This is a genomic window from Capnocytophaga gingivalis, assembly GCF_002302415.1.
Taxonomy (GTDB): domain Bacteria; phylum Bacteroidota; class Bacteroidia; order Flavobacteriales; family Flavobacteriaceae; genus Capnocytophaga; species Capnocytophaga gingivalis.
Window position 1 is genome coordinate 2,054,983 of the sequence record NZ_CP022386.1, and the last position, 23,368, is coordinate 2,078,350.

Here is a 23,368-nt window from a genome sequence, read left to right on the forward strand (position 1 = left end):
GCTTATTTTTTAGTAATATTCATTTTTTCGGCAAAGTAATCACAGAAATCCCGCATCGTATCGGTCATTTTCTGATCTTGAGTTGCCTTGTAGAATGTATCAGCCATGGTTTGGAATGTTTGATAGAAGAAAATATTCATTTCCTCCAGAGGCATGTCCTTTGTCCATAGGTCTATCCGAAGGGCTTCCTTACTCTTGTGATCCCATACGGAAAGGAATAGAGCCTTGGCCTCTTGGTGAGCGATTCCTCCATCGGGAGCCTCCCAGAAAAGGCGCTCAGGAATACGATTCTCATCCAGCTCGACTTGTAATTTTATTTCAGAAGTATGATTCATTTTCTATTTTTTAGGTTTGTAATTTGCTTCTTTGAAGAGTTCTTCGGTAGGGATAATTCCTAATTTCTGTAGGGCATCGGGGTGTTTTTCCATATATTGGGTGACAATCCGAAGTCCAATATACCGCCCTACACCCCCAGGGGATTGATTGTCCAGCTCCAAGTAGAACTTAGAGAAAGGAGCCATATCGATAAAGCGGGTCAGTATTTTCCTATCGGTACTATATAAAAGTTGATTTTCTATAAAGTAGCGCCATATCTGTGCTTCATTCTCCTCTGTCCATTGGTATTTCTCAGAGGTATACTTTAGTAGGTCTTCCTCGGAGACTGTAGGCAGAAACTTATGAGCTAAGTAGAGCACTTTTCCCTCATGAATCATTGCATCTAAGAAGGTAGTATTCCTTGAGGAAGGAATAATAGCCTCAGCAAAGGAAAGGGCTACATCTACAGGGAGGTATTTTTTGTCCAATTCCTGAGCAATATATGCTTCCATATCACTGTAGAAACGATGTTTGCTCCCTAAGTAATTATCTACCCCTATTAGCAATAGGCTGTCAGCATAGATCACACGTGATGAATAATCTACATCGGAGGTTAGGGTAACTACCTTAGGAGGAGTGAACTGAGGAAAATAATACTTAATATGTTGGTAGATACTCTTTATTGTCTTCTTTTGATTGGAAAAATCTCCAAAGGTCTTGTTTATTTCCGAGAAAAGCTCTTTCTGTAGGGAGTCGGATTGCTTCTTAGCCCATTCTTCATCTGTGGTATTTTCAGGGAAGAATAGGGGATACTTTGCTTTGATAAGTGGTAGTTCCTCCACAGGGGTATGGAAGAAAATAGAATCCATACGCAAGACCTTCACATCCATTGGGATCTGGGAGATGGCACGTTCGGTTCTATCACAAGCAGTCAGGGCTATCAGTAAAATAAAAAGTAAAAAATGGTTTGTTTTCATCGTGCAAAGGTAAGAAAAAATATTTTATTTTTTTACAAAGAAAATCACTACTTTTGTCATCTGTTTATTTCAAGAGAGATGAAGGCAATTTTCCAAAAACACATCTTACAATTTAAGCGTCCTGCGGGTACCTCACGTGGAGTGCTGACCGAAAAACCTACTTGGCTGCTCACTATAGAGCACAACGGACGATTTGGCATAGGCGAATGTAGCCCACTCCCAGGGTTGAGTATAGATAATATTACTGATTACGAACGGAGTAAGCTCCTATGGGTTTGCCAACATATCTCCTTGGGGGAGGAAGCTCTATGGGATGAGCTCAAGAGTTATCCCTCTATACAGTTTGGGGTAGAACAGGCTTTTCTCTCCTTGGAAGCTCAAGAGGAGGGGGTGCTTTTTCCTTCTGCTTTTACCCAAGGTAAGGAGGCTATTCCTATCAATGGTCTTATTTGGATGGGCGATAAAGAGTTCATGCAGCAGCAGATACGGGAGAAACTCTCTCAGGGATTCCGCTGTATCAAGATGAAAATCGGAGCTATAGACTTCGAGACAGAGTATGCACTCCTCAAGGGTATTCGCCAGCAATTTACCTCTTCCGAGATAGAGCTTCGGGTGGATGCCAATGGGGCTTTTTCTCCTACGGATGCCTTGGAGAAGCTCAAGAGGCTCTCGGACTTACAGATTCATTCCATAGAACAACCTATCCGAGCAGGACAATATGAGGCGATGGCACGCCTATGTGAGACCTCTCCTTTGCCAATTGCCTTAGATGAGGAGCTTATAGGAGTGGCTTGTCCTTCTCGAAAAGAGGAGATACTCCAATGGATAAAACCTGCTTATATTATCCTAAAGCCCTCGCTTATAGGGGGGTACAGAGGAAGTGAAGAGTGGATAGCCTTGGCAGAGAAAGAAAATATCGGCTGGTGGGTTACCTCCGCTCTGGAGGGCAACATAGGACTTTCGGCTATAGCACAGTGGACATATACTCTGGAAAACCCCTTGCCACAAGGCTTGGGAACAGGTAGTCTGTATACAAATAATTTCCCAAGTTCTTTGCAAGTAAAAAATGGGAAACTATGGTGGATAAAATAAAAAAATGTAATATATTTGCACCAAAATAAAAAGAATGGAACAGGTTTATATTTTTACCCTCTCAGCCCTTTTTGCCCTTGCTATTTTTGACCTTGTGGTAGGAGTGAGCAATGATGCTGTGAACTTCCTGAACTCGGCTTTTAGTTCCAGAGCGGCACGGCTTCGCACTATCATGATTGTGGCCAGTATAGGGGTGGGAATAGGGGCTATCTTCTCCAATGGGATGATGGAGATAGCCAAGAAGGGTATCTTCAACCCAGAGATGTTTTACTTCGAGGAACTGATGGTGATCTTTGCCGCAGTGATGTTGGCCGATATTCTCCTGTTGGACTTCTTCAATACGTTAGGACTTCCTACTTCCACAACCATTTCTATCGTTTTCGAGCTCTTAGGGGCTTCTGTAGGGGTTGCTTTTGTCAAGGAACTCAAAGAAAAAGACCGACTGCTGTATGTGATAGATGGAGTCAGAAACTATATCAATACGGACAAGGTAGGGCAGGTGATTGTGGCTATCTTTGTCTCGGTTTTTATCGCCTTTGTTGTGGGTTCTTTGGTGCAATTCCTCACCCGACTACTCTTTACTTTTGACTTTGAAAAACGCATGCGCTACTTTAGCGGTATCGTAGGTGGGATTGCACTTACTGCACTAAGCTATTTTCTTGTCATCAAGGGCTTGAGTGGTTTGTCCTTTATGCATAAGGAGCTTTTGGATTGGATAGATCAGAACACTCTCCTACTGTTGGGTTGTTTCTTTGTTGGCTTTTTTATCTTGGGACAGGTACTTTATTGGTATAAGGTAAGTATCTGGCGGGTGGTGATTCTCTCAGGTACCTTTGCGCTGGCAATGGCTTTTGCGGGTAATGATTTGGTAAACTTTATTGGGGTGCCTGTAGCTGCTTGGGATTCTTTCCAGTTGTGGGAAGCCTCGGGAACTCCAGAGCAGTCCATGACCATGGGAGCCCTCAGGGAGAATGTACAGACCCCTCAGATCTTTCTCATCATAGCAGGGACACTGATGATACTTACCATTTGGTTCTCTAAAAAGGCACTCAATGTGATGCAAACCGAGATGAAGCTCTCCCAACAAGGAGGAGGCAAGGAACGGTTTGAGGCTACAGGGCTCTCCCGTGGGATTGTTCGCTTTAGTGTATGGGTTACTTCCATGATTGAGGCTCTTATCCCTAAGCGTACCTTGAAGTACATTCATAGCCGCTTTGAAAAACCAGAGGAAGAAAAAAGTGATTCTATAGATAAGCCAGCGTATGATGTCATCCGTGCTGCGATCAACTTGGTAGTCTCCAGTAGCCTTATCGCTGTGGGTACTTCTTTGAAGTTGCCTCTCTCGACTACCTATGTTACTTTTATGGTGGCTATGGGTACTTCTCTTGCCGATAGGGCTTGGGGGAGAGAATCAGCCGTATTCCGTGTGGCAGGAGTATTCAATGTCATAGGGGGGTGGTTCCTCACCGCTGGAGCAGCCTTTGTCATGGGATTGGGAATTGCAGTGATTCTTTTCTATGGGGAAATATATGGACTGATCACCATGATATTCCTTGTTGGTTACTTGGTAGTGCGCAATGCTATTGCTTATCGCAGAAAACAACGCAAGGAAAAAGAAGCTCAAAAGAAACGCTTTAACAAGGAAGACCTTATCACCATTAGTGGAATCATGAAGCTCAGCTCCCAGAATATCGCTGGGGCTGTGCAGACCATTGATGAGCTCTACCGTGAAGTGATAGATAATCTGGCAGTAGAAAATCACAAAGGGCTCAAAGCTTGTAAAAAGCGAGCCAAGGCGCTCACCTCCGATATAGAAGACCTCAAGAGTGATATCTATTACTTTATCCGTTCTATTGACGATAGTTCAGTGACTTCCAGTAAGTTCTATATTCTTATCTTGGACTATCTACACAGTATGTCCAACTCTATTAGCTTCATAGCCGATACCAGCTATACTCATGTGGATAACAATCATAAGAAACTAAAATACAATCATATACGAAATCTTAAAACAATCTCTGAGAAAATGCAGCAGCAGTTCCAGAAGATATTGGAGATACTGAATGTTTCCATGTATTCGAACTCTACCACACAGCTAATCAAGGATGTTAGCAGTATTAAGGACGAGATCTCTGAGCTGATAGAAAAGCAGATACGCGACATCCGTACCACCGAATCCAGTCCTAAGAATACTAAACTATATTTTAGTTTGCTCCTCGAAACTCGTGTACTGATTCGCTCTATCATCAACCTTATGACGCTCTTTAAGAACTTCAAAGACCAGTTCAGGACGATGACAAATGAAAAATAACAAATGATTAATAAAAGTGCTTATAGAATTGACTATAGGCACTTTTTTAGTGTTTTGATTTACAAGACAATAATATCTATTGTGATTTCCTAAGAGAAAAGTCCTTGATTCGTACAATCAGGGAGCTTTTGTTGTGTCGGTGGGGTGTTAAAATATATTTTTCCTTATATATTTCTTTTTTTGTAAAAAAAAGAGTATTTTTGTAGCTCAAAAACAATCATCAAAAATGAAATACAAAATTATCTTTGTAGCTCTTTTGTCCTTACCTATGTGGGCTCAAGAGAAGACATGGTCGCTTACTGATTGTATCAACTATGCTGTAACTAATAATATATCTGTAAAAAAGACAGAACTTAATCAACAAACGGCCTCTATCAATCTCCATCAGGCTAAGAGCAATCGCTTGCCAAGTGTAGCGGCTAATGCTTCTGCCAATGTGAACAATGGTTCGGTAATCAACCAGATTACCAATGATAGGGTGAACCAAACAACCTTCACCAACAGCTTTGGGGTGAATGCTTCTTTGCCTTTGTATGAAGGAGGAAAGCTCGGATTGCAGGCAGAACGTACCCAATTGGTATTGGAACAAAGTGAGTTGTATAGGAAGGAAGCTCAGAACAACATCACCCTTAGTGTGTTGGAGGCATACCTACAAGCACTCTATCAATATGAGAATATCACTGCAGCTAAGAATACAGCTCGCTCCTCCGAGGAAGAACTCGCTCAGGCTCGTAAGCGTTTTGAAAATGGAGCTATCGCTAAGATTGACCTTATCGAGATAGAAACTCAAAATGCTAACAATCAGTATAATATTATATTAGCACAAAACCAATATGAGACTCAGGTGCTTGCTCTCAAGCAGCTCTTGGAGTTGCCTATAGGAACAGATTTCAAAATAGAAATTATTCAGAAGGAGGAAGTTAGTGCTCCTATTGAGAATAAAGAGGAGATGTTTAGGCAAGCATTACAGCATTTGCCTAATACTAAGGTGTATGAAAAACAAAAAGAAATAGCTCAAAAGGATATTCAAATCGCTAAAGCGGGGTATTTGCCTTCTCTTACTCTTAGTGCAGGTCTCAATACAGGGTACTCTGACCGAGCTGCTGATAAGTATATGGAGCAATTGAGAAATAACTTCGGAGAAACGGTTGGTTTATCACTTAATATTCCTATTTTTTCTCGCTATCAGAACAGAAATAATGTCGCTTTAGCTAAAATAGCCGAATCCCAAGCGGAGCTCGATCGCCGACAAGCAGAAAAAGACCTCTATACTAAAATAGAGACTGCTTGGCACAACGCTACTACCCGTCAAGCACAGGAGGTAGCTTCTAAAACAGCTCGTGATAATGCAAAATTGGCTTACGAATTGGCTCAGAAAAAACACGAGTTTGGCAACTTAACCAATACCGAACTCCTTGTGAGTAGAAATACTTACCTTAATGCTGAGCAAACGTACCTACAGAATAAATATATGGTCTTACTCTACCAACAATTATTGAATTTCTATCAAGGGAAGGAAATAATAATCAATAACTAATAACTGAAAATTAAGAACTAAGGACTAAAGACTAAATCGGAATGAAGAAGATAATAAAAACATCTATAATTGTCCTATTACTTGCAGGAGTGGGCTATGGAGCATATCGTTTTTTCTTTAAGGAAAAACCTGCAATCATTGAGATACAGAAAGAAAAAGTAGAAAAGGGGGATGTAACTACGGAGGTTACCGCTACAGGGAGTGTACAGCCTGTTGATGAGATAGAGGTAGGTACTCAGGTTTCTGGCTTGGTGAGCAAGATATATGTAGACTACAACAGCCAAGTGAAAAAAGGGGAACTCTTAGCCGAATTGGATAAGACCAACCTGCAAGAGAATGTCATCAATGCTCAAGCCAACTACAACGCTGCACTCAATGAGGTAACTTACTACCAACAGAATTATGAGCGTAAGAAAAATATGTATGATAACCAGATCATTAGCAAGGCAGACTATGAGCAGGCCTACTATCAGCTCCATAATGCTAAGGCAGCAGTTACACAACGACTCACTATGCTCAATCAGGCTCGAACAAACCTCGGCTATGCCAGTATCTATGCCCCTATCGATGGGATTATTCTTAGTAAGGAGGTAGAAGTTGGTCAGACTGTGGCCGCTACCATGAGTGCTCCTACCCTCTTTAAAATTGCTAAAGATATCAAAAAGATGCAAGTGGAGGCCAATGTGGATGAGGCAGATATAGGTCAGGTGAAAGTAGGACAGCGCGTCACCTTTACTGTCGATGCCTATCCTTTAGAGGAATTTCAGGGGGAAGTATCACAAGTAAGGCTTTCGCCTACCACTACTTCCAATGTAGTAACCTATACTGTGATTGTGGATGCACAGAATCCTCAGGAGAAACTAAAACCTGGACTTACAGCGACTATAGTGATCTATACCAACGAACTCAAAGGGGTTACCATCGTCAATAACAAGGCTATTAACTTTTCCCTAGATTTGGCACTCTTAGCACAATATTATGCACAAAAAGGAATCAATGTACCAACCCCCAAGGTAGAACGCAGTAAGGGAAAGAACAAACATGTATGGGTAGAACAGCCCGATGGAAGTCTCTCCCAGAAAGCTATTGTGATAGGAAGTAATGATGGTATCAATGTAGAGGTGGTCAGTGGTCTCTCCCAAGGGGAAGAGGTGGTTACCTCCCTCTCGGCTATGAATCGTACAGCCAAAACAGCACAGGGAGATCAGAATGGGGCAAGTCCTTTTATGCCAAAGATGCGCCGACGTGACAATAGCAAAGCTAAATAGAGGGAATCATGGGAAAGACAATTATTGAGATAAAAGACCTCAGAAGGGAGTTCAAGATGGGGGGAGAGACCCTACATGTGCTCAAGGGGATTGACCTGAATATCCATGAGGGAGAGTTTGTCACTATTATGGGACCTAGCGGTTCTGGGAAATCTACTCTGTTGAATATTTTAGGATGCTTGGACAGACCTACTTCTGGGGATTATATACTGGATGGTATTTCGGTGAGAAATATGTCCAAGAACTCACTGGCGAATGTGCGTAATACCAAGATAGGTTTTATCTTTCAGGCTTATAATCTCTTGGCACGTACTTCTGCTATAGAGAATGTGGAACTTCCCCTGATGTATAACCCTAAAATCTCGGCCAAAGAACGTCGGGATCGTGCTATAGAGGCTTTGAAAAAGGTAGGATTGGAGTCACGCCTGCACCATATGCCCAGTGAACTTTCGGGAGGACAACAGCAGCGTGTAGCCATAGCTCGTTCCTTAGTGAATGACCCTGTAATCCTTCTGGCTGATGAGGCTACTGGGAATTTGGATACCCGTACTTCCTATGAAGTAATGGAACTTTTCCAAGAACTTAATGATAAGGGAAGCACCATAGGCTTCGTAACCCATGAGGATGACATAGCCCAATTCAGCAAGCGTACTGTGGTACTTAAGGACGGCAATATCATCAAGGATAATCTCATAGAAAATAGGTTTGATGCTAAAGAGGAATTACGAAAGATAAAATCAGGATTTAGTGAATAGCAGGGCTAACATTCTCTAAAGGAAAAGAGACTGTCCGAAAAGTCCAAAAACAGTATTTTTCAAAAGTTTAAATCAAACATTTTAAAATTTTATTCTATTGAAAATTAGTTGTTTTGGGTTCCTCGGACAGCCTCTTTTTTATTATTCAGGATAATTCAGATTCTCCTCTTTAAGCTGGTAGAGTACCTCATCTAAATATTTCTTGGCTTCATACTTGGCCATAGGGAGGTTGTTGTTGTAGTAATTGCCACATTCTACCGCAGAAGCTCCGGGGATGTCTCCCTCGAAATTAGCCATATATTCGAACAGACGGATGATCAGCGGGGCTATATCTTTAGAAGTATAGTCTCCTGCAAGAATCAGATAATGTCCTGTCATACAGCCCATAGGTCCCCAATAGATGATTTTATCCTTCCAATCACTATTGCGTAGCCAAGTGGCTGCCAAGTGTTCCATAGTATGTATTTCAGCTCCTCCTAATACGGGTTCACGGTAGGGGGCTTTCATACGAATATCAAAAGAAGTAATCACTTCCTGACCTACAACATCTCTACGAGAAAGGTAAATCCCACGCTGTAACTTGAGATGGTCTACACAAAAACTTGCTATTCTTTCCATTCTTTTATGATGATCAATGATTAATGATTAGTTTAGTATTGATAATTTTAACAATTGAATTTACTATCCTAAGATCATTCCGGCAATAGTGGCAGACATTAGAGAGGCAAGGGTTCCTCCCAATACTGCCTTGAGTCCAAACTCAGAAAGGGTCTTACGCTGGTTAGGAGCAAGAGATCCGATCCCGCCTATCTGTATCCCGATAGAGGCAAAGTTGGCAAAACCACATAGCAAATAAGTGGACATAATCACCGATTTTTGGTACATTAGGTGCATGGGAGCTTCTGGGTTTTTCAATACAGCCAACTGAGTATAGCCGACAAATTCAGAGGCAGCTAACTTGATTCCTAAGAGCTGACCCACTAACATCATATCTTCTTTGGCTACACCTATTAGCCACATAATAGGGGAGAAGATAGAGCCTAAAATCATCTCCAAGGAGAACCGGTCATAAGGGAGTATACTGCTATTACTGATTATCCCATTCAGGTGGGTAATCTCTCCTACCCAGCCAAGGAAGTAATTGACCATAGCAATTAGCGCAACGAAGACTAAGAGCATAGCTCCTACATTGGCAGCCAATTTTAGTCCTTCACTAGTACCTGTGCTGATGACATCGAGGATATTGCTTCCGTATTTCTCATGGGAGCTTTCATACATTGTAGGAATTGGTTCATCCTGTGGATAGAGTATTTTGGAGATAACCACTGCACCAGGGGCTGCCATGACTGAAGCTGCCAATAGGTGCTTGGCAAATTCTAATTTCAATGCATCATCATTTCCTCCTAAGAAGTTGATATAGGAGGCCAATACGCCTCCTGCTACTGTAGCCATACCACCAATCATTACAAGCAGAATCTCACTCTTGGTCATCTTCTCCAAAAAGGACTTAATCATCAGTGGAGCTTCTGTCTGTCCTAAGAAAATATTCCCTGTAACTGAAAGGCTCTCTGCTCCTGAGATTTTTAGTGATTTACTTAGTACCCAGGCCAATCCTCGAGTGAATAGCTGAATGATGCCATAGTAGAATAGGATAGAGGTAAGAGCAGAGAAGAAGATGATGGTAGGGAGTATCTGAAAAACAAAGATATATCCAATCCCGTTTATATCCATCAAGTTTCCAAAGAGGAAATTACTACCAGCTCTGGTGAAGTCCAAGATCAGAAGGAAAAAGCGTCCAGCCAGTTCAAAGAGTTCTCTCACCCATGCTACTCGTAGTACACCAAAGGCTAAGAGCAATTGTATAGCCAGCCCGATACCGACAGTCTTCCAAGCGATGGCTTTGCGATTGTGGCTAAAGAGGATGGCAATCATCAGTAGCACACACATTCCTAAGACACCCCTAAGGACACTTTCCAAACTCATACCCTCGCTTGGAATGATTGTATTTCCTTGCGATTGTGCTATTCCCAGCATTGGGGAAAGCAAAAGTGTAAAAACATATATAAGTTTCATAGACAATTTGTGTTATATTTTCTTTCTTCGGTCTAGTTCTTTTTGGATTTTGGCAGCCATCTCATAATTCTCTTCCATAAGAGAAGATTCCATAAGCCGCTCTAGCTCGGCTGTGAGGTAGCGCTTTAGTTCATCTTTGCTGGCAGGCCTTGTGCTCTCTTCTTCGGGTTCCGTCTCAGTGAAATCCTCTTTCCCTCGGGAGGTAGAGCCATATCTTTTTACCAATTCGGAGACCATGTAGATAGGGACATTGGCACAGATGGCCATTACCAGTCCATCGGCCACACGGATAGGATAGGAGGTAGTACCCATCTCATCTTCACAAAGAAGATGACAGAAGAAATTACCTTCTTTGAATTCCGAAATCTGTACTTGAGTGATATGCAGCTCATTTCTTTCCAGTATCTCCAGCATCACATTGTAAATAGAAGGATGGCTGATGGCCGTGCTTTTGAAGTGGTTATATTGGATAGCCATAGCTTCATTTTCTCCAACCATAATGGGCACTAATCTCTTGCCATGACTCTCTTTGAGTAGAACGACATAGCTGCTGGCAGACATATTGCCCAATGATTTTATGTACATTTGAATCCATTCCATAATAGTGGCGGGTAATAGGCTGCAAAATTAGGTAAAATTATTTATTTTTACAACCTTTAGTAGGGTGAAATTTCGCTTGTTTTTTAAAATAAAATGTTGTATCTTTGCGCGAAAATAAAATATATTTGTTATGAGTTACGTACCTGTAATTTTCCTTTTGTTTGGCTTGTTTATATTGTTTTCTTTGTTCTTTACTGTAAAGCAACAAACAGCCGTATCTATAGAGCGTTTTGGAAAGTTCCAAAGTATTCGCCATTCAGGATTACAACTGAAAATCCCTGTGATTGACAAGATTGCAGCACGTATAAGTCTTAAGATTCAACAGCTGGACGTGATTGTGGAAACCAAAACACTGGACGATGTTTTTGTTAAAATCAAAGTCTCTGTTCAGTTTGTCGTGATCAAAGACAAGGTATATGATGCCATCTATAAGCTTGAATATCCTCATGATCAGATAACCAGTTATGTATTCGATGTGGTACGTGCGGAAGTGCCTAAGATGAAGTTGGACGATGTCTTTGTTAAGAAAGATGATATTGCTATCGCTGTAAAGCGTGAAGTGCAAGAATCCATGGAAACTTATGGATACGATATTATCAAGACCTTGGTTACTGATATAGATCCAGATGCTCAGGTAAAAGCAGCTATGAACCGTATCAATGCAGCCGAACGTGAGAAAGTGGCTGCACAATATGAAGGGGATGCACAGCGTATTCTTATTGTAGAAAAAGCTAAAGCAGAGGCCGAAAGTAAGCGCTTACAAGGGCAAGGTATCGCGGATCAGCGTCGTGAAATCGCACGTGGTTTGGTAGAGAGTGTCGATGTTCTCAACAAAGTAGGTATCAGTTCACAAGAGGCTTCCGCACTGATAGTGGTAACACAACACTATGATACCCTACAGTCCGTAGGACAGGATACCAAGAGCAACCTTATCCTCTTACCGAACTCTCCACAAGCAGGTGCTGAAATGCTGAACAATATGATTGCTTCCTTTGCAGCCTCCAACCAGATAGGAGAAATCATGCGTAAGGAAAATGACAAGAAAAGAGAATAGAGATAAATAATCATAGGATCATTCTAACCTCCCTTATATTTTAGGTTATAAGGGAGGTCATTTATGTTTTAATCATGATTTTTAGGAAAAAGAAAAATATGTTAGGTAAAAAAGTTTTAGCTCGTATTGAGACTCTTGGAGGAGATATAAGTCAGGTGAAAGGTACTTCCTTGAGAGAGGATCTATCAGCAATTACTTTTAATACTCCTCTTTATCAATGGGATGATGCTTTTGATGATTGGTCGTTAGGTGAGGATGATGAGCCCATCTATGGACTTAATGACTTTATAGAAGCTCATAGGGAATTATACAAAGAGGATAAGGATGAGTTTCGCCGTCAGTTAGTAGCTCATTTTTATTCTCCTCAAAATGAGCCAGTGGGAGCACAATGGATAGGAGAACCTTTCACCCCTTTCCAAGAAGGGACTGCTGACTATCAGCAATGGTATCTACATTTCTCAAATGAAGAGTTTGTTGATTTGTATCAGATAACTAAGCTTACCAAGGAACTGCATCCCAATTTTATTCATCTATTAGCCTCAGAAGGTTATCCCGATGGTTATTACATCGCTATTAATGACCCAAATCCTGAAAACCCTACAGTATTCAGTACTGACCATGAAGCGTTCTTTAGCGAAATTAACAAAGAAGGAAAATTAGAAAAATTCCTAAACAACTTTATTACACCACAACAGCTCATTACTATTGTAGAAAAAGAATTAAAGTAGTTTTAAATCATTGATCATTAACTATTAATCATTAATCATTGATAAGTCCTATTGGTTTATTTGATTCAGGAGTAGGAGGTACTACTATCTGGAGGGACGTGGTAAGACAGCTTCCTTGGGAGAGTACTTTATACTTAGCGGACAGTCTCAATGCTCCCTATGGAGAAAAGTCCTCAGAGGAGATTATTGCCCTGTGCGAAAAGAACACGGAATATTTATTAGACCATCATAGCAAACTCATTATTGTAGCTTGTAATACCGCTACAACCAATGCTATAACTCACCTTAGGGCTAAGTATAAGGTGCCTTTTATAGGGATAGAGCCTGCAATCAAGCCAGCAGGGCTCTATAGCCAAACCAAGACCATAGGGGTACTGGCTACACAGAGTACTCTAAAGAGTGCTTTCTTTGCCAACACCTGTCAGCAACTACTTGATAAAGGGATTAATGTACTTAAGCAAGAAGGGATAGGGCTGGTACCACTCATAGAAGAAGGAAAGATAGACACCCCTGAGATGATGGCACTCTTGGAGCAATACCTCCGCCCTATGGTAGCTGAGGGAATGGATTATTTGGTTTTGGGCTGTACCCATTATCCTTATCTTACCTCTCTTATTTCCGAAATTTTGCCCGAGAATGTCCGTATTATGGACTCTGCTCAAGCTGTAGCTAAGCAGACAGAGCGTATCCTCTCCCAAAACAATCTACTTGCCAAAAAAGAAGAGCACGTGCCCTCTCACCTGTGGCTGACTAATAAAAATGCGGAGATACTACAATCCTTTGCTCCTGAGGGAGTGAGGGTACTCTATGAGGATTTTTGAAAATATCCTTTGTCATTGAGAACATTTATCCACAGATACTTCTTTTGAAAGAAAGGTAATAATATCAGATATGCAAAGCCAATATAACTTATATTTAGAAAAATGCAGCGATTTCTGTTATGAGAACTTTTACGGAGAATTATCCTTTATCAAAAAAGAGGCTTTGTTTGCTGCTTATTTTCTCCCGTTGCTTAACCTAAGTAGGTATCCCATTTCTCATCAAGCAATCCAAAAACAGTTAGAGAATATAAAGAGTGATAATGATTATGATACTTATTCTCAGAAAGCAGAGGAATTATATAGGGAAACTTTTTTCAATGGAGTTTTTTCTTTTTCGCTTTTACAGACCAAAGAAGATTGGGATACTATTGGTGTGGTGCAGCATTGTTTTATCGATGAACCGGAGCAGGATGATCTGATGATGGAATATACTTGCGGCAGCTTATCTTTTTTAGGATTTCCTCAAGAGCTTTTGCTTGATAAGCTCAAAAGTTTCTTTGGAGAGTTGGGGCGTTTTGAGGAAATAGATCCTACAACCATCGAGGCTATTATGAGCTATGTAACTGCGGTGAGCCGGTATCATAAAAAGAATGTCATAGGAAGAGAAAAAGCACTTGATTTCCTCAAAGTAGAAGTGACATTTATGATTGATGTCATTCTCAATGAAGAAAGCTATATAAGTAGCTTGCCTATGCCTACCAATTATGCTAAGCGATATATAGATATTCAAAAAGAAAATCTTCTTTCGGAAGATTTTCTGTTACGTTCCAAATATCTAAGAGAAGAAATACTCTCAGAAATCTACAGAATAGACAAGCCAGCACTGAATAATTCTTATACAAGGGATGCCTTAATGGCTTTCATGAGTATTTTTCCTTTTTCTTTGGAGCAAGACGGGGCTCTGATAAAAATATTTATAACATACTACACAAAAACTTTTTTTGACAAGGATTTTTTGTTAGAAAGACTTCATTACTATTTTTCTCGAAAGCTAAAGGAACAATCTTTGTAGAAAAAAGCAGTGGCTATATTGCATTTGATGATTATTTATTGTATATTTGCGGGCTTAAAAAGGAATAAATTATGACCTCACAAGAGATAAGAGAATTATTTCTAAAATTCTTTGAGAGCAAGGGACATGTGATCGTTCCCTCTGCTCCTATGGTAATTAAGAACGACCCTACCCTGATGTTTACCAATGCAGGGATGAACCAGTTCAAAGAGTTTTTCTTAGGCAATGCCAAGCCTAAGCAAAAACGGGTAGTGGATACCCAAAAATGCCTTCGTGTATCTGGAAAACATAACGATTTGGAGGAAGTAGGACGTGATACCTACCACCATACCATGTTCGAGATGTTGGGCAACTGGTCTTTTGGTGATTATTTTAAGAGGGAAGCCATCACTTGGGCGTGGGAATTGCTCACCGAAGTGTATAAGATCCCTAAGGAAAACCTATATGTAACTGTTTTTGAAGGAAGTCCTGAAGAAGGAGTGCCTTTTGACCAAGAAGCGTATGACATTTGGAAGGAACGTATTGCCGAGGATCATATCCTCTTGGGGAACAAGAAGGATAATTTCTGGGAAATGGGAGATCAAGGCCCCTGTGGTCCTTGTTCTGAAATCCATGTGGATATCCGCTCAGACGAAGAAAAAGCTAAGATAGCAGGCCGAGACTTGGTTAATAATGACCATCCTCAGGTGATTGAAATCTGGAATAATGTCTTCATGGAGTTCAATCGTAAGGCTGATGGCTCTTTGGAAAAGCTCCCTGCTCAGAATGTGGATACAGGTATGGGCTTTGAGCGCCTTTGTATGGTGCTACAAGGCAAGCAGTCCAACTATGATACGGATGTATTTACGCCTCTGATCCACAAAGTAGAAGAGATTACTAAGACTCGTTACACTAATGGCATACAACTCACTCCAGAACAAGAACAGATTAATATAGCCATACGTGTGATCTCTGATCATATCAGGGCGGTATCCTTTGCGATTGCTGATGGACAATTGCCTTCTAATAATGGGGCAGGCTATGTCATTCGTCGTATCTTACGCCGTGCTATTCGTTACGGATTCACTTTCTTAGGGCAGAAAGAACCTTTCATCTACAAGTTGGTAGAAACCTTGACCAAACAAATGGGTGGTACTTTCCCAGAGTTGGAAAAAGAGTTTTTGTTGATTGTTAGTGTGATTAAGGAAGAAGAAGCTTCTTTCTTGCGTACTTTAGAGCAGGGCTTACTGATGCTCGATGTGATGATACAGAATGCCTCTGACAAGCAGCTCTCTGGTAGTAAAGCTTTTGAACTCTATGATACTTATGGCTTCCCCAAAGACCTTACTGCACTGATTCTCTCCGAGCGAGGAATGACTTTGGACGAGGCTTCTTTTGAGGAGCATCTCCAAAAACAGAAGGAGCGCTCTCGTGCTGCGGCTCAGGTAAAAGCAGGAGATTGGGTAGTACTCCGTGATGATGAAGAAGAGGAATTTATTGGCTATGACACATTGGAAGCAATGGTTCGCTTGGTCAAATATCGTAAGGTAGAGAGCCAAAAGGATGGAACCCTTTACCAATTGGTGTTCAACACTACCCCTTTCTACCCCGAAGGAGGAGGGCAGGTAGGAGATCGTGGTACCCTACAAGCTGCCAATGGTGAGCTAATCTACATTACAGATACCAAGAAAGAAAATAACCTCATAATACACATAGCAGAGCATCTGCCAGAAAATCTCAATGATCCGTTCAAGGCTGAAGTACACCCTATGGGACGTGCTTTGGCTCAGTCCAATCATAGTGCCACTCACTTGCTGCATCAGGCACTAAGGGAGGTATTGGGTACTCATGTAGAGCAAAAGGGCTCTCATGTATCACCAGAGGCCTTACGCTTTGACTTTTCTCACTTCGCCAAGCTCACACCCGAGGAACTTACCGAGGTAGAACGCCTGGTGAACAAGCGTATTTATGAAAAGATTCCTCTTGAGGAACATCGCAATATCCCTATACAACAAGCATTGGAAGCAGGAGCTATGGCACTCTTTGGAGAAAAATATGGGGAGAAAGTACGTATGATACAGTTTGGTGAAAGCCGAGAACTCTGTGGAGGTACTCACGTAAAGAATACAGGAGATATTTGGTTCTTCAAGATTGTTTCCGAAGGAGCGGTAGCTGCTGGGGTACGCCGTATAGAAGCTATTACCAATGCGGGGGCTCTTAAGCACTTCTTATTACAAGAAAAGCTCTTGGAAGAAATCAAGGGATCGCTCAAGAATCCACAAGATCCTATCAAGTCCATTACTAACTTACAAGAGGAGAATGCTCGCCTGCATAAGGAGTTGGAACAACTCAAGAGAGAACAGGCCAAACAGCTCAAGGGTGAGCTCAAGGGTGAGTTTGTAACTATCTCAGGTGTACAATGCTTGACAAAACGTTTGGATTTGGATATCGCTACTCTCAAGGATTTAGCCTTTATGCTTGGGGAAGAAGTCAAAGATGCCTTTATTCTCTTCGGAGCTACACAAGAAGATGGTAAGGCACTACTCTTGTGCTATATCAATAAGGAATTGACCCAAAGCAAAGGCTTAGATGCTGGAAAAATCGTACGCGAGTTGGGTAAATATATCCAAGGAGGCGGAGGAGGCCAGCCTTTCTTTGCTACCGCAGGGGGTAGAAAACCGGAAGGTATCGCTGAAGCTTTGGAAAAAGTAAAAACATTGTTATAACACGTTGAAAAGCAAATTTCTATAACTTTTTAAGAAGTGATGAATTGCGTCTCTACAAAAACCTTGTCTCTATAGAGCTTGTGTTAGGGTAGAGACGCAATTTATTGCATCTTTAAGGAATGATCTTATTTGTATTTTTTAAAAATGTAGAATCTATTTACATGACAGGCTTTTCGTATTCCTTAGGATATTTATCTTTTACATATTTATTGACATCCAAGAGAATACGTAGAGTGATAGGAATATTCTTCTCCTTATAGCGGCGAGCCCAGAAGGAATATGCCCAGCGTATATCGGTGTATTCCAGTTCACTATTGTTCAGATCACGCCTAAGTTCCTCCGAGCGATCCTGATCGGTGTATACCCTAAGCAATGCTTTTAACTGGTTCTTTAGGTGCTGTTCTTCATCGTATCCTCCATATTCAGTAACTTCATTATCAGTGTCTTTCATTACTTTATAGACTTCCTCATATAGGCTGATATTACCCTTGTCTAAGTAATATACTTTGAGTAAGTAGCGTGCTCTGGCACTATAGCGAAGCAGTTGATTCTGATTCATCTGTTCCAAGGTAAAAGTACCCAAATGCCTCCAAAAACAAGAGAGCATATAGGAGTCTTTTCCAAGTTCTTGAGTAAACTCATAGAGTCCTTTGTCTTGCGCCTCTTTGCTGGCTTTGCTCCTATCCACCTGACGATAGATATCCTCCAAATCTACTACATATTGTTCTTGATTAAATAATTTCTGGAGAAAATCACGATTGAATTTGTTAAAATCCCACTTATAATACTCTTGTGGTTTATCCCATTCCATGTAATCCATTTGACTTGTCTTAAAAGCAAAAGGATCGTAAGTGCCTTTGGTGTCTTTTTCAGGATTATAGGTTATTTCTTCCTCGTCATTATCCCCTGTTTCTTCTATGATGAGAAAATCTTCAGAGTCTTCTCCTTCTTCATTATCAGAATTGTTGTCTCTCTCAGGATAATCGTCATTCTCATAGGAGTATTCATCCCAATTCTTTTCACCTTCTTGTCCATAGGTATAGATACTAATACCTGATACAAAGGCAAGAGCTATCCCACAAGCGGCTAAAGCAACCCCTCCCAGTAGTCGTGTGCTACGTCGCCAGAGCCATCTGCCTAAGAGAAAAATAGGAAAGCATCCTGCAAAGGCAACCAAAAACATAAATAAAGAAGAGTCTTTCTCTATTTCAAAGGAAAAATGATTCGTCAGATAGATGATAAGATAATTGATCACTAATAAGCCTATGAATATAACTTCTCCCAGTAAGAAATCCTTCATCCAAGGGGAAGATTTGAGCGTTTTTTTCTTGATAAAATACCAAAGAACCCCTATAATGTTTCCCACTACCATAGAGAAAAACAAGAAATAGCAGAGCGAATGTAACAATAGGAAGAAAGAGTTGCTATACTGGCTGTTATCGGTAAGGATATAGAAAGGAGTGAGTATAATACTTAAGAAGTCTTGAGCAGGTTCATATTCATATAGATATATCTTATCGTTGATAAATTGAGTTATTAAAACAAGTAATCCAACGATGACAAAAGAAGCGATTTGTACTCCTACTACTGAACGTAAAAGATAGTTTTTCATACTTTAGAAGTCTTTTGAAATCCATGACAAAATTACATAATTTTTTTGAGAAGAAGAAAAAAAATAGTATCTTTGCCTCTTTAAAATAAGTATAAATAAAAATGACACTTACCGTCAATCAAATGAAGCGTGGAGAAAAGTATCTTATCAAGGAGATACATACCGAGATGCTTCCTATCAAATTATTAGAATTGGGATGTCTCCCTGGAAATAAGGTAGAACTGGTGGAGATAGCTCCCTTAGGAGATCCTTACTATCTGATTGTGAATGATACACACTTAGCCATTCGTAAGGAAATGGGACAATATATCGAGGTAGAAATCTTTAATACGGCTTCTGATGAGTAAAAATGAAATAAAAGTAGCTCTCATAGGCAATCCCAATGTAGGGAAAACTTCCATCTTCAACCTGCTTACGGGGATGAATCAGCATGTAGGGAATTATCCTGGAGTTACTGTGGATAAAAAGGTGGGATTCTGTAAGCTCTCCCAAATCATTAATGCACGTATCTATGACCTGCCGGGTACTTATAGTACCAATCCTAATTCTATGGATGAAAAGGTAGCTGTAAGTTGTCTCTTGGATAGGGATGATATTGATTTTCCTGATGTAGTGGTGGTAGTGGCTGATGTAGAGAACCTCAAGCAAAATCTCTATCTCTTTACTCAGATTAAGGATTTTGGTATTCCTACCATCTTGGCGATCAATATGGCCGATAGGATGAAGCCCCGAGGAATTACCATTGATATCCCAGCCTTGGAAGCTGCTCTTCATACGCGTATCGCTCTTGTGAGTACGCGGCAGAAAACCGGAATAGAAGAACTCAAGGAACTTATTATCAATTATAAAAAACTCTCTTTGGAGACCTTAGTGGATATAGCTCGTATAGATCCTCCTTTCTTCTCCTCGCTCAAAGAGAAGTTCCCCAACGAGGAATTGGGCAAACTCTGGATGGTGATTTCTCAGAATTTCGAAGTAGTAGGTGCGCTGCGCAAGGTGGAGATCCAGAAGGAAAATATCAAGACTGAAGCTGAAATCAAGCGAATGCAACAGCGGGAAACAATTCTTCGCTATCAGGTGATTAACAATGCACTCAAGGATACCTACAAGGTTACGGCAGTCGGTACACGAGCCCTCTTGGATAAGATACTCCTGCATAAGGTATGGGGCTATGTGATCTTCATGGCAATATTGCTGCTGATTTTTCAAGTGATTTTCTATGTAAGTGAATATCCCAAAGGCTGGATAGAAAGCGCTTTAGGCTGGGTAGGAGAGTGGCTTTCGGGGATTCTTCCTGAGGGATCACTGACTTCTCTCTTAGTGGATGGGGTGATACCAGGACTTACCGCTGTGGTCTCTTTTGTCCCTCAGATAGCCTTACTTTTCTTCTTTATTTCCTTATTGGAGGAAAGTGGCTATATGAGCAGGGTGGTCTTTCTTATGGATAGAATCATGCGCCCCTTTGGGCTTAATGGAAAGGGAACCATTCCGCTTATCTCAGGGGCTGCTTGTGCCATCCCAGCGGTGATGGCTACCCGTACGATTGAGAGTTGGCGCGAGCGCCTGATAGCTATTTTGGTAACGCCTTTTATTACTTGTTCGGCAAGGCTTCCTATTTATTTGATTATCATAAAGTTGGTGATTCCTCAGGGCAATTATTTCTTTTTTGACAATCAGGCTGTGGCACTCTTTGCGCTCTATATGTTGGGTGTTTTTATGGCTATTTTTTCGGCTTGGCTTTTGAATAAGTTCTTGGTACTCAAGCATACAATCAAAACACATTTTATTATAGAAATGCCTACCTACAAGGTGCCTTTGGCACGAAATGTGCTACTGACGGTCTATGAGAAGTCCAAAGCCTTTGTGGTCAATGCCGGTAAGATTATCTTTTTCATGACGGTGCTTATATGGTTCTTGCAGACCCATGGACTGAGTGAAAAGTATCGCAATGCGGAGACTCATACCGAGCAGATGGTAGCCCAATACGGTTGGGATGAGGATCAGAAGGAGCATTACCTACTGAGCTACCGTACTGAAAACTCTCTGTTGGGGAATATGGGCAAGTTTGTAGAACCTGTATTTCGCCCCTTAGGCTATGATTGGAAGATAAGTATTGCAGTATTAGGATCTTTTGCTGCTCGTGAGACTTTTGTAAGTACCTTGGCTACTATTTATAGCTTAGGAGAGGTAGATGTAGAGGAAGGAGAGGCAGAGCAGCGCACAGTAATCACTCGCCTACAGGAGGAAATGCGCCCCGATGGTACTCCTATGTTCAACCTTGCTACAGGGGTTTCTATATTGCTTTTCTTTGCCTCGGCTATGCAGTGTATTAGTACCTTTGCCATTGTTCGTAAGGAAACTAATAGCTGGAAATGGGCGATTATTCAGTGGCTTTTTATGACAGGGTTTGCCTATCTTTCGGCTTTTGCAGCCTATCAAATTCTTAGCTAAGAAATAGGAATATTCATTTTTTTTAATTATTTTTGCGCCAAATTAAATTGTTTTAATCATGACAGGACTTATTATTATCCTCGCTGTAGTAGCGATTGTAGTGCTTTGGTACATCAGTGCCAATAACAAATTAGTGGCTTTGTCCAATAATCGAGAAAATGCTTTTGCAGATATAGATGTTCAGCTCAAGCAGCGCCATGACCTTATCCCACAGCTGGTAGCAGCCGTCAAGGGATATATGAACCACGAATCAGAGGTACTCACTCGTATCACTCAAGCACGCTCTCGTGCTCTTGCTGCTACGGGAGTCAATGATAAGATAGAAGCAGAAAAGGAACTTTCTTCAGCTATGGGTGCCTTCAATGTCCAAGTGGAAGCTTATCCTGAGCTTAAAGCAAATACCAACTTTATGCACTTGCAAGAGGAAATAGCTGATATAGAGAATAAATTGGCTTCTGTACGCCGTTATTTTAACTCCACTACCAAGGAACTCAATACAGCTATACAATCGATCCCTACCAATATCGTAGCAGGATTCAAGCATATGACACCTCAGCCTTTCTTTGACTTAGGTACAGAACAGCGCAAACAGTTGGACAAAGCACCAGAGATTTCTTTTTCGTAAGGAACTCCATGAAGATTCTTTATCCCACGTTACCTATGATATTCGGTTTATATTCTACAAAATAGCAGCAGGATGTTCAAGATTATAATGTTTGTCCGTAAGAAAGCTTCTCTTACAAAAGAAGAATTCATAAAACTATGGGAAGCACATTCTCAAAAGGTAATAAAGTATAAGGAGATCTTACTTATCAAGGATTATACCAAGACATTTCCTTTCTTTTCTACGGATGAGAAATCTGCAACTCAGAGGGAAACTCTCCCTTTTGAGTTTGACGCCATGGGAGAATTGTGGTATGAGCATAAGGAAGATTTTATCCAAGCGCGCAATACTCTAGAGGGGCAAAAAGCCTTGGCAGACCTCCGCGAGGACGAACTAAAATTTGTGGACATGGCCTTCTCTGTAATGTGGCTCGGCACGGAAGAAAGAATATTTGATGAAAATAGGTAATTTCACTCCTTTTGCACATATTCAAGCAAGTGTTAATCATTAATCATTACCTAATTAAGAAATGCAATACCTCGGAATACGACAACAAATCGCAAGAAACAATACCAAGTCTATCTTGTTCCTATTGGCTTTCCCTTTACTGATTTTAGTAGGGGCGTATGTGGTATTGTATATACTTTCAGACCAAGAAATAGAACGTACCAATACTCAGTTTCTTTCGATAATACCTATGGTTCTTATAGGGGTGGCGATATGGTTCTTTATTTCTTATTTTTTTCATACTCAGATGATACAGTCCGCTACTCATTCTCGCCCCTTGGAAAGGCGAGAGAATATGAGAGTGTATAACCTGACGGAAAACCTATGTATGAGTGTGGGAATGACCATGCCTAAGCTCTATATCATAGAGAGTGATGCGCTGAATGCCTTTGCTTCGGGGATCAATGAAAAAACTTTTGCTGTTACCCTGACACGTGGGATTATCAACAGACTCAATGACGAGGAATTAGAAGGGGTGATTGCTCACGAGCTTACACATATTCGCAACCGTGATGTACGCTTACTGATAGTAACCATAGTCTTTGTAGGGATATTTGCTACCATAGCCGATTTTGCTTTGCGGATGTTGCTCAATGGGAGTATGTCCTCCTCTCGCAGTCGTAAAAATGACAAGGGAGGTGGGGCACTTGTATTGTTGATAATTCTTTTGGTGGCAGGAGCTATCTATTTCCTCTCGATTCTCTTTAAGCTGGCGCTCTCTCGCTCACGGGAGTATATGGCCGATGCTGGAGCAGTGGAACTCACTCGTAATTCTTTGGCTTTGGCCAGCGCGCTGAAAAAAATATCAGGTCATTCTACCATACGGGAGGTTCAAAATGATGAAGTTAAGGAACTTTTTATCGACTACAAAGCACAAGGGTTCTTCTCGCTCTTCGCTACCCATCCACCTATAGAGAAGCGTATACAAGTATTAGAACAATATTAA

General features: G+C 41.0%; 21 protein-coding genes. 15 read left to right on the forward strand and 6 right to left on the reverse strand.

Annotated features, from left to right (window positions below):
* Positions 1-2: 2 nt before the first annotated feature.
* Both gldC and gldB read right to left on the reverse strand, forming a co-directional pair.
* Complete coding sequence (gldC, locus tag CGC50_RS09790; RefSeq protein WP_002666006.1) at positions 3-335, reverse strand: gliding motility protein GldC; 333 nt, start codon at positions 333-335, stop codon at positions 3-5.
* 3 nt (positions 336-338) lie between these two features.
* Positions 339-1,292 carry a gliding motility lipoprotein GldB gene (gene gldB / locus CGC50_RS09795; protein ID WP_095910685.1) on the reverse strand — a complete coding sequence of 318 codons (954 nt, stop codon included), beginning with the start codon at positions 1,290-1,292 and terminating at the stop codon, positions 339-341.
* A 78-nt stretch (positions 1,293-1,370) separates the two neighbouring features.
* Here gldB and CGC50_RS09800 point away from each other — a divergent pair, with 78 nt between their 5' ends.
* The 5 genes from CGC50_RS09800 (at position 1,371) to CGC50_RS09820 (ending at position 8,255) form a co-directional block, all read left to right on the forward strand.
* The gene (locus CGC50_RS09800; RefSeq protein WP_095910686.1) at positions 1,371-2,384 is read left to right on the forward strand and encodes an o-succinylbenzoate synthase; all 1,014 of its coding nucleotides are present in this window, start codon (positions 1,371-1,373) and stop codon (positions 2,382-2,384) included.
* A gap of 34 nt (positions 2,385-2,418) precedes the next feature.
* Positions 2,419-4,695, forward strand: coding sequence for an inorganic phosphate transporter (locus CGC50_RS09805; RefSeq protein WP_095910687.1), 2,277 nt, complete (start codon positions 2,419-2,421; stop codon positions 4,693-4,695).
* A gap of 226 nt (positions 4,696-4,921) precedes the next feature.
* Entirely contained in the window at positions 4,922-6,232 is a 1,311-nt protein-coding gene (locus CGC50_RS09810; RefSeq protein WP_095910688.1) for a TolC family protein, read from the forward strand.
* A gap of 41 nt (positions 6,233-6,273) precedes the next feature.
* Complete coding sequence (locus CGC50_RS09815) at positions 6,274-7,500, forward strand: efflux RND transporter periplasmic adaptor subunit (RefSeq protein WP_095910689.1); 1,227 nt, start codon at positions 6,274-6,276, stop codon at positions 7,498-7,500.
* Between the two features lie 8 nt (positions 7,501-7,508).
* Complete coding sequence (locus tag CGC50_RS09820; protein WP_095910690.1) at positions 7,509-8,255, forward strand: ABC transporter ATP-binding protein; 747 nt, start codon at positions 7,509-7,511, stop codon at positions 8,253-8,255.
* A gap of 141 nt (positions 8,256-8,396) precedes the next feature.
* On the opposite strand, the gene CGC50_RS09825 is transcribed toward CGC50_RS09820, so the two are convergent.
* The 3 genes from CGC50_RS09825 to CGC50_RS09835 form a co-directional block, all read right to left on the reverse strand.
* Entirely contained in the window at positions 8,397-8,873 is a 477-nt protein-coding gene (locus tag CGC50_RS09825; RefSeq protein WP_002666004.1) for an S-ribosylhomocysteine lyase, read from the reverse strand.
* Positions 8,874-8,936: 63 nt separating this feature from the next.
* Positions 8,937-10,289 (reverse strand): NupC/NupG family nucleoside CNT transporter, encoded by a 1,353-nt coding sequence (locus CGC50_RS09830; RefSeq protein WP_394363710.1) that lies wholly within the window; start codon positions 10,287-10,289, stop codon positions 8,937-8,939.
* Positions 10,290-10,340: 51 nt separating this feature from the next.
* Positions 10,341-10,928 carry a bifunctional nuclease family protein gene (locus tag CGC50_RS09835; RefSeq protein WP_232781102.1) on the reverse strand — a complete coding sequence of 196 codons (588 nt, stop codon included), beginning with the start codon at positions 10,926-10,928 and terminating at the stop codon, positions 10,341-10,343.
* Positions 10,929-11,058: 130 nt separating this feature from the next.
* Between CGC50_RS09835 and CGC50_RS09840 the strand changes: the two genes are divergently transcribed.
* The 5 genes from CGC50_RS09840 (at position 11,059) to alaS (ending at position 17,248) form a co-directional block, all read left to right on the forward strand.
* Complete coding sequence (locus CGC50_RS09840) at positions 11,059-11,982, forward strand: SPFH domain-containing protein (protein WP_002666021.1); 924 nt, start codon at positions 11,059-11,061, stop codon at positions 11,980-11,982.
* A 98-nt stretch (positions 11,983-12,080) separates the two neighbouring features.
* Positions 12,081-12,710, forward strand: a complete 630-nt coding sequence (locus CGC50_RS09845) for a hypothetical protein (protein WP_232781103.1) — start codon at positions 12,081-12,083, stop codon at positions 12,708-12,710.
* 38 nt (positions 12,711-12,748) lie between these two features.
* Positions 12,749-13,531: a glutamate racemase gene (murI, locus tag CGC50_RS09850; RefSeq protein ID WP_095910692.1), complete on the forward strand. Its 783-nt coding sequence runs from the start codon at positions 12,749-12,751 to the stop codon at positions 13,529-13,531.
* Positions 13,532-13,601: 70 nt separating this feature from the next.
* Positions 13,602-14,543 (forward strand): hypothetical protein, encoded by a 942-nt coding sequence (locus CGC50_RS09855; RefSeq protein WP_095910693.1) that lies wholly within the window; start codon positions 13,602-13,604, stop codon positions 14,541-14,543.
* A gap of 71 nt (positions 14,544-14,614) precedes the next feature.
* Positions 14,615-17,248 (forward strand): alanine--tRNA ligase, encoded by a 2,634-nt coding sequence (gene alaS / locus CGC50_RS09860; RefSeq protein WP_095910694.1) that lies wholly within the window; start codon positions 14,615-14,617, stop codon positions 17,246-17,248.
* A gap of 157 nt (positions 17,249-17,405) precedes the next feature.
* Here the strand turns inward: alaS and CGC50_RS09865 are convergent, their stop codons facing one another.
* Positions 17,406-18,860: an acyltransferase family protein gene (locus CGC50_RS09865; protein WP_095910695.1), complete on the reverse strand. Its 1,455-nt coding sequence runs from the start codon at positions 18,858-18,860 to the stop codon at positions 17,406-17,408.
* Positions 18,861-18,961: 101 nt separating this feature from the next.
* Here CGC50_RS09865 and CGC50_RS09870 point away from each other — a divergent pair, with 101 nt between their 5' ends.
* The 5 genes from CGC50_RS09870 to CGC50_RS09890 all read left to right on the forward strand — a co-directional run bounded on the left by CGC50_RS09870 (position 18,962) and on the right by CGC50_RS09890 (position 23,368).
* On the forward strand, positions 18,962-19,207 hold the full coding sequence (locus tag CGC50_RS09870; RefSeq protein WP_002666024.1) for a FeoA family protein: 246 nt from the start codon (positions 18,962-18,964) through the stop codon (positions 19,205-19,207).
* Complete coding sequence (feoB, locus tag CGC50_RS09875) at positions 19,200-21,311, forward strand: ferrous iron transport protein B (RefSeq protein ID WP_095910696.1); 2,112 nt, start codon at positions 19,200-19,202, stop codon at positions 21,309-21,311. The genes CGC50_RS09870 and feoB overlap by 8 nt, the downstream gene beginning before the upstream one ends.
* 58 nt (positions 21,312-21,369) lie before the next feature.
* Positions 21,370-21,936, forward strand: a complete 567-nt coding sequence (locus CGC50_RS09880) for a LemA family protein (RefSeq protein WP_002666028.1) — start codon at positions 21,370-21,372, stop codon at positions 21,934-21,936.
* A 72-nt stretch (positions 21,937-22,008) separates the two neighbouring features.
* On the forward strand, positions 22,009-22,383 hold the full coding sequence (locus CGC50_RS09885) for an EthD domain-containing protein (RefSeq protein ID WP_095910697.1): 375 nt from the start codon (positions 22,009-22,011) through the stop codon (positions 22,381-22,383).
* A gap of 61 nt (positions 22,384-22,444) precedes the next feature.
* Positions 22,445-23,368: a M48 family metallopeptidase gene (locus CGC50_RS09890; RefSeq protein WP_095910698.1), complete on the forward strand. Its 924-nt coding sequence runs from the start codon at positions 22,445-22,447 to the stop codon at positions 23,366-23,368.

Coding starts and splice junctions, on each gene's coding strand:
- CGC50_RS09830 (WP_394363710.1), bottom strand. CDS start 10,289: ATGCTGGGAATAGCACAATCGCAAGGAAATACAATCATTCCAAGCGAG.
- CGC50_RS09825 (WP_002666004.1), bottom strand. CDS start 8,873: ATGGAAAGAATAGCAAGTTTTTGTGTAGACCATCTCAAGTTACAGCGT.
- CGC50_RS09855 (WP_095910693.1), top strand. CDS start 13,602: ATGCAAAGCCAATATAACTTATATTTAGAAAAATGCAGCGATTTCTGT.
- alaS (WP_095910694.1), top strand. CDS start 14,615: ATGACCTCACAAGAGATAAGAGAATTATTTCTAAAATTCTTTGAGAGC.
- CGC50_RS09810 (WP_095910688.1), top strand. CDS start 4,922: ATGAAATACAAAATTATCTTTGTAGCTCTTTTGTCCTTACCTATGTGG.
- CGC50_RS09820 (WP_095910690.1), top strand. CDS start 7,509: ATGGGAAAGACAATTATTGAGATAAAAGACCTCAGAAGGGAGTTCAAG.
- CGC50_RS09845 (WP_232781103.1), top strand. CDS start 12,081: ATGTTAGGTAAAAAAGTTTTAGCTCGTATTGAGACTCTTGGAGGAGAT.
- CGC50_RS09870 (WP_002666024.1), top strand. CDS start 18,962: ATGACACTTACCGTCAATCAAATGAAGCGTGGAGAAAAGTATCTTATC.
- CGC50_RS09800 (WP_095910686.1), top strand. CDS start 1,371: ATGAAGGCAATTTTCCAAAAACACATCTTACAATTTAAGCGTCCTGCG.
- CGC50_RS09840 (WP_002666021.1), top strand. CDS start 11,059: ATGAGTTACGTACCTGTAATTTTCCTTTTGTTTGGCTTGTTTATATTG.
- CGC50_RS09815 (WP_095910689.1), top strand. CDS start 6,274: ATGAAGAAGATAATAAAAACATCTATAATTGTCCTATTACTTGCAGGA.
- feoB (WP_095910696.1), top strand. CDS start 19,200: ATGAGTAAAAATGAAATAAAAGTAGCTCTCATAGGCAATCCCAATGTA.
- CGC50_RS09865 (WP_095910695.1), bottom strand. CDS start 18,860: ATGAAAAACTATCTTTTACGTTCAGTAGTAGGAGTACAAATCGCTTCT.
- CGC50_RS09805 (WP_095910687.1), top strand. CDS start 2,419: ATGGAACAGGTTTATATTTTTACCCTCTCAGCCCTTTTTGCCCTTGCT.
- CGC50_RS09885 (WP_095910697.1), top strand. CDS start 22,009: ATGTTCAAGATTATAATGTTTGTCCGTAAGAAAGCTTCTCTTACAAAA.
- CGC50_RS09890 (WP_095910698.1), top strand. CDS start 22,445: ATGCAATACCTCGGAATACGACAACAAATCGCAAGAAACAATACCAAG.
- gldC (WP_002666006.1), bottom strand. CDS start 335: ATGAATCATACTTCTGAAATAAAATTACAAGTCGAGCTGGATGAGAAT.
- gldB (WP_095910685.1), bottom strand. CDS start 1,292: ATGAAAACAAACCATTTTTTACTTTTTATTTTACTGATAGCCCTGACT.
- CGC50_RS09880 (WP_002666028.1), top strand. CDS start 21,370: ATGACAGGACTTATTATTATCCTCGCTGTAGTAGCGATTGTAGTGCTT.
- CGC50_RS09835 (WP_232781102.1), bottom strand. CDS start 10,928: ATGGAATGGATTCAAATGTACATAAAATCATTGGGCAATATGTCTGCC.